The sequence below is a fragment of the Aliisedimentitalea scapharcae genome (assembly GCF_045277565.1).
Classification (GTDB): domain Bacteria; phylum Pseudomonadota; class Alphaproteobacteria; order Rhodobacterales; family Rhodobacteraceae; genus Aliisedimentitalea; species Aliisedimentitalea scapharcae.
The window spans coordinates 152,584-158,745 of record NZ_CP123586.1 but is presented as its reverse complement, the minus strand read 5'-3'; the positions used below and the strand labels follow the sequence as shown (position 1 = coordinate 158,745).

3 protein-coding genes are annotated in these 6,162 nt (G+C 57.4%); all 3 read left to right on the top strand.

The window, feature by feature from the left end:
* Window positions 1-145 precede the first annotated feature (145 nt).
* The 3 genes from QEZ52_RS22555 to QEZ52_RS22545 all read left to right on the top strand — a co-directional run bounded on the left by QEZ52_RS22555 (window position 146) and on the right by QEZ52_RS22545 (window position 6,094).
* Window positions 146-1,999, top strand: a complete 1,854-nt coding sequence (locus QEZ52_RS22555; protein ID WP_343211695.1) for a GAF domain-containing protein — start codon at window positions 146-148, stop codon at window positions 1,997-1,999.
* Entirely contained in the window at window positions 1,996-4,143 is a 2,148-nt protein-coding gene (locus QEZ52_RS22550; RefSeq protein ID WP_406651350.1) for a peptidase M50, read from the top strand. The genes QEZ52_RS22555 and QEZ52_RS22550 overlap by 4 nt, the downstream gene beginning before the upstream one ends.
* Window positions 4,144-4,315: 172 nt before the next feature.
* Window positions 4,316-6,094, top strand: coding sequence for a preprotein translocase subunit SecA (locus tag QEZ52_RS22545; RefSeq protein ID WP_406651348.1), 1,779 nt, complete (start codon window positions 4,316-4,318; stop codon window positions 6,092-6,094).
* Window positions 6,095-6,162: the final 68 nt, after the last annotated feature.

The following is a 6,162-nucleotide window of genomic DNA, read 5'->3' as shown; positions in this document are numbered from 1 at the left end:
TCAAATCCCCGAATTCTTAGGCATTGTTTCCGAGCGGTTGCGCAAGTGTCGTGCTTGTGCACCAAGGCCAGTCATGCACCGCAAAAACATGTAAATCGTTGACTTGGTGGAGCAATGACGAAATTCTGCCCGTAGGGAGATATTGGTGGACACACGATCAGATCCAGAGCTAAAGGCCGGGTCGGTGGACAGCGCAGGCGAGATCTCGCAGGCGTTGAGCACCGAGTCCCAAGAAAGTTTGGCCTGGGGGATCTGGTCGGACCAATTGCGCCAGCGTCTTGGTGCTGATGTTGTCATATTGGTGCTCGGCCCGCGCGATACTGGTCCCTACGAGCTTGCGGCCCGCGCACCTGACTCCACGGACCCCGGGGAGGGACTGGTCGCAGCGGTGGATTTGACGATCGCCCAACGCAAACCGATCGTCAAAAGCGGCTATCAGGAACGCGGCAACACCTGTTGCGCCGTTGGTGTACCTGTTCTTCGTGACGGGGCACTCTTTGGGGTGGTAGCGGTTCAATTGCCGGTCAAGGCTGACCTTGATCTTCGTAGCGTTGTTGAGGACGTGAAATGGGCACTACCGGCGATTAAACTTGGTCTTTTGGCGCGTGACCTCGCCAAAGGCGCGCTGACTCAGGCCCGGGCCCGTGCCGCAGTTGAACTGTTGGCTGATACGTTGGATGAGCCACGGTGGTCTGTGGCTGCAGCCACAGCAATAACCGATTTTTGTGATCGCCTCGGGTGTGATCGCGTTGCTTTGGGTCGCCGAAGTCTGCGCCGATCCAAAGTTGTGTCACTGTCCCACAGCGGTAGCTTTTCGTCCTCCTCCGAATTGGTCCAGCGCATCGCAGACTGTATGGACGAAGCGATTGATCAGGGCAGCCAAATCATTATGCCGCAGGACGCGGACGATTCCCTGACACTGACGGCTGCGCATCAGGAGTTGATCTATTCCGGATCTCCACGGGCGGTGTTGACTGTCCCGCTGCGTCGGAGCGGTAAGGTAACAGGGGCCATGGTTTTGGAGCGGGGTGGGAACAACCCATTTCGCGACGAAGAAATCGAATTGGTCGAGGCGGTTACAGGTATTCTTGGTCCGGTTCTTGAGGAGAAACGGCTCAATGATCGCGCGTTTCCAGTCAAGGTTTTTACCTCAATCGGACGTGGTGTTGTTGCTGTTTTTGGCCCGCGCAAGGCCGGCTTGAAAGCGGTCATATTGCTTGTCATGGTCGTTGGCTGGTTCGCTTGGAACACCACTGCGACCTTTCACATCACGGCCAATGCCCGCGTCGAAGGCGAGATCCGCCGCGTTGTTGCCTCGCCGCTTGACGGGTATATTGCCTCTGCGGCTGCTATCCCGGGCGATGTCGTTGCCGCCGGAGATGTTTTGGCTGCCCTCGATGATCGCGATTTGCGTTTGGAAATCGCGCGGTGGAATACCGTTCGCGCCCAACGTCAGCGAGAGTATGAAACGGCCCTGGCGGTTCGGGATCGGGCGGCAATCGGTATTTCTGCGACTCAGATCAGTCAGACCGAAGCGGAAATTGCGCTGTTGCAAGAACGTCTGGAACGCACGCAAATGCGTGCCCCCTTTGACGGCGTGGTATTGTCCGGTGATCTTGCCCAATCCGTCGGAGCCCCGGTTTCGCGTGGTCAGGTTCTATACGAAATCGCGCCGTTGGAGTCCTATCGGATTGTTCTGTCCGTTGACGAGCGTGACCTGGCACTGGCAACCGAAGGCCTGGTCGGCGAAGTTGTCCTGACGGCGCTCCCGGGCCAGACTTTTGGAATGGAAACAGGCCGTGTGACGTCGGTTGCGGGGGTTGAAGACGGACGCAACGTGTTTCGTGTCGATGCCCAGCTTTCTCAGCAAACCGACCTATTGCGTCCGGGTATGGAGGGGATTGCAAAGATCACCATTGATGAAAGACCGCTGCCGTTGATCTGGACCCATGACCTCCGCAATTGGGCGCGCATGGCAATCTGGCGCTGGCTTCCGTGACCGGGGGACTCCATAGCCCATCCTGGTACCGGGTGGCCGACCTGAAGCCGAGGCTTCGGACCCATGCAGAAGTTCATCGGTCGGTTTTCCGCGGCCAGGTCTGGTATGTGATAGAAGACCACGCCAGCGGTGCCTATGTCCGCGCTTCCGAGACTGCCTGGCGCATTATCGGGTTAATGAACGGCCGCCGGACGATGGACGAAATCTGGCGTTCCACAGCCGAGGTTTTGGGGGATGATCTCCCGACGCAGCACGATGTCATTCAACTGTTGATCCGGTTGCACCGTGCCGATGTGCTGCATGCTGCCATTCCACCGGATATGGAGCGTATCCAAAAACGCGGGCGCGACGCAGATCGCAAAAAACGTCTGGCAGGTTTCCGCAACCCGCTTGCGATCCGGATCCCGGTTATTGATCCAGACAACTTCATTCAGGCAACGGCATGGCTGGTGCGGCCGTTGTTTTCCTGGTTCGGAGCATTGCTTTGGTTTTCTGTTGTTGGTGGCGGGATTTTTGTAGCGCTCCAGAACTTTGAAGCTCTTCAGAGTAATGTTGCAGACCGTGCGTTGACCGCAGGTAACTTGCTGATAATATTAGCGATATACCCATTGGTCAAAGCTGTCCACGAATTGGGCCATGCCTATGCCGTTCGACATTGGGGCGGCGAGGTGCACGAGATTGGCGTTATGTTTCTCGTCTTTATGCCGGTGCCCTATGTTGATGCTTCGGCCTCTTCTGCGTTTAGGTCCAAATGGCGGCGTGCTGCCGTCGCCGCCGCGGGTATCATGGTTGAGCTTTTTCTGGCCGGAGCCGCTGTGCTTCTTTGGGTGCAGATGGAACCCGGCCTGCTGCGTGCCGCGGTCATGAACGTCATGCTTTTGGCGGGTGTTTCAACTCTGTTCTTCAACGGTAACCCGCTCCTGCGTTTTGACGGCTACTATGTGCTTGCGGATCTGGTGGAGATTCCGAACCTGGGCACCCGTTCCACCCAATACCTGCAATATCTCGCTCAGAGATATCTGTTTGGAATAAGTACTGCGGTTTCTCCTGTTATGGCTCCGGGCGAGGCTGCGTGGTTCGCCGGATATGGTGTTCTTTCATTAATCTACCGTTATCTGATCATGCTCACCATCATGCTGCTTGTGGCGGGGATGTTCTTTGAGGTGGGCCTACTTTTGGCTTTTTGGGCCGGTGTTCTTTTGCTGGTCGTGCCAGCGGTTCGCGGGGTTCGTTTTGTTCTGGGTAGCCCCAGGCTGGAGGGTCACCGTGCCCGTGCTTTGATTGTAACCGGGGCTTTGGTCGGTGGCATATTCTGGGGCCTGTTTGTTCAGCCGGTTCCGTCGGCTACAATTGCACGCGGCGTGGTACGGGCCCCCGAAGCATCTCGCGCTGTAAGTGGTGCTGATGGCTTCGTCGAAGAGCTGCTGACGCGTCCCGGTCGAACGCTTGCGCAGGGCGATCCCATTCTTCGTATTGCTGATCCGCTTCTTGATGCGCATGTACAACAGCTGGACGCACGGATCGAGGAGTTGAGGCTGCGCCGCTTCGACGCCTTGGTAAACGATCGGGTACAGGCCGACCTGATTGCTCAGGAGTTGGGGTTGGCCGAAGAAGAACGGCATCTGGCGGTTGAGCGGCGCGGCCAACAGATTGTCACGGCTCCGGTTTCCGGCCGTTTGCTGCTGCCCGCTGGTGATGACCTGGTCGGGCGGTTTGTCCGAAAAGGTGAAGCATTGGCTTGGGTCATAGGGGAAGATCCGGGGACCGTTCGCGTTGTCATCCCAGAGGCGAACATTGACCTGTTGCGGCGGCGTATCGATGGGGTTCAAATGCGTCGCTCCAGTGCGCCTTTGGACGCAATACCAGCCCGCCTGAGCCAAGGAACACCCGCTGCTGTACCTGTTTTGCCAAGCGCGGCATTGGCCACCGAAGCGGGGGGACCCATTCCCATTGATCCAACGGCAGATAAACCGTTGACCCCGGTTGGTACTATCTTTGTCATTGATGTTCGACCAGTAGATGGGCGCCCGCTTAGGGCATTGGGAGAGCGGGTTTCGGTTCGATTTGACCATGGGCCAACACCCTTGGGTGCACAATTGTTACGCGCGGTTCGTCAGATTTTCTTGCGGGATCTCAATGTCTGAGACGTTCCCAACCCATTCTGGCGGTGCGTATTACCCGCGGGCACCTGTCGAGCCCGAGAAGTCGAAACTCGACCTGTGGGTCGAAAGGTTCACAACGTTGCCACGCCGCCGCATCCAAGCACGCCCATCCCGTATCTTTGCCTGGCGGGTGCTCTATCGGGGGCGCAAGCTCGTGACCCTCACCGATGACGCGCTTGACCAGATGATAAAGGTGGCTGCTCATCAGTTGCGGGCCGCAAGGGGCAAGCCCCGCGAGGCACTTCTTGTTCAATGTTTTGCCTTGATCCGCGAATGCGCCGGGCGGGAACTTGGTCTTCGCCACTATGCAACCCAGGTCCTTGGTGCTCGCGCGGTATTGAATGGCGCGGTTGCGGAAATGCAGACGGGTGAAGGGAAAACGCTGGCTATTACGCTTGCAGCGGGAACCGCCGCGATGGCTGGGCGGCGCGTGCACGTCATCACAGCAAATGATTATCTTGCGGAGCGGGACGCCGAAACAATGCAAGGGCTTTACGCGCGCTTGGGTTTAAGCTGCAAAGCCGTCATTCCCGAGTGCTCCAATGACGAACGCAGTGATGTTTTTGGGGCTGACATTGTCTATGCTTCGGGCAAAGAGGTCGCTTTTTCCTTTCTGCGTGATCGCGTGGCGATGGGGGGGCGTACCGGCGACATCGGCCTGAGCGCTCGTTCCTACTTTGATAATACCCGATTGCTCCTGCCAGGTTTGCAATTTGCCATCGTGGATGAAGTAGACAGTGTTATGATCGATGAGGCACGCACGCCGTTGATCTTGTCCGTGCCACCGCCTGATACCGAGATCGAAGCAGAAGCGACCCGTGCGGCCCATGCAATTGCCCTGCAGATGCAAGACGGTCGGGATTATCGTCTGGATCGGCTCCACCGTCAGATCGAATTGACGCCAAAAGGGTGTGACCGGCTAGAAGAATGTGCCGAGCTGATGCCAGAAAGATGGCGTCCTGCGCCAATCCGCCAAGACATCATACGCACTGCGCTGAATGCCATTCATCTGCATAACCGTGATGAGCATTATATATTACGTGATGGCAAGGTCGAGATTGTAGACGAATACACCGGGCGGGTTATGCCGGATCGTTCATGGTCGGCTGGGCTGCATCAGGCCGTGGAAGCGAAAGAAGGTGTGGAGATCACCACACGTCGTGTCACGCTTGCTCAGATTACATTTCAGCGTTTTTTTCGCCGTTACATTCACGTTGGGGGAATGACGGGCACAGCAACCGAGGCGGCGGGAGAGTTCTGGACTGTTTTCAGATTGCCTGTCGTCTGTATTCCGACGCACAAACGCCCGCGTCGTAAAACCTGGCGGCCTCTTGTTTTTGCCCGTGCAACAACAAAATGGGCGCGGGTGGCAAAACGCGCTGGGGAGCTGTCGGCGCAAGGCCGTCCGGTTTTGATCGGTACACGCACTGTTGCTGCTTCTGAAGCGGCCAGTGCCGCACTGGATGCAAAGGGTGTCACTCACCGTGTGTTGAGTGCCGCGCAGGACGCGGACGAGGCGGCCATCATAGCTGACGCAGGTCGCGCCGGCGCAGTGACGGTCGCAACGAACATGGCCGGTCGTGGCACCGATATTCTCTTGGATGAACAGGCCCGCATGGCAGGTGGATTGCACGTCATCATGACTGAATGCCATAGCGCCCGGCGCATTGACCGCCAGCTTGCTGGTCGCGCTGGCCGGCAAGGCGATCCCGGAAGCAACGAAGCAATACTCTCGGCAGAAGACTCGTTGCTTACAGAATTTGGTAGTCTTCACATCAGGTTCTTGTCGCGATTTGGCGGGCGCGCAACTCTCTCGGCCTTGACTAATGCCCAATTGAGGGCCGAACGGGCCCACGTCCGCGCGCGCAGAAAGTTGCTGGATCTTGACGAACAACTCGCTGAAAATCTCGCGTTCACAGGAACACCAGAATAAGTTCCTCTCTAACCTGCGAAATGGATTGTCAGGAAATCCTTTGCGCCAAGGGTTGCCATAACCGACAC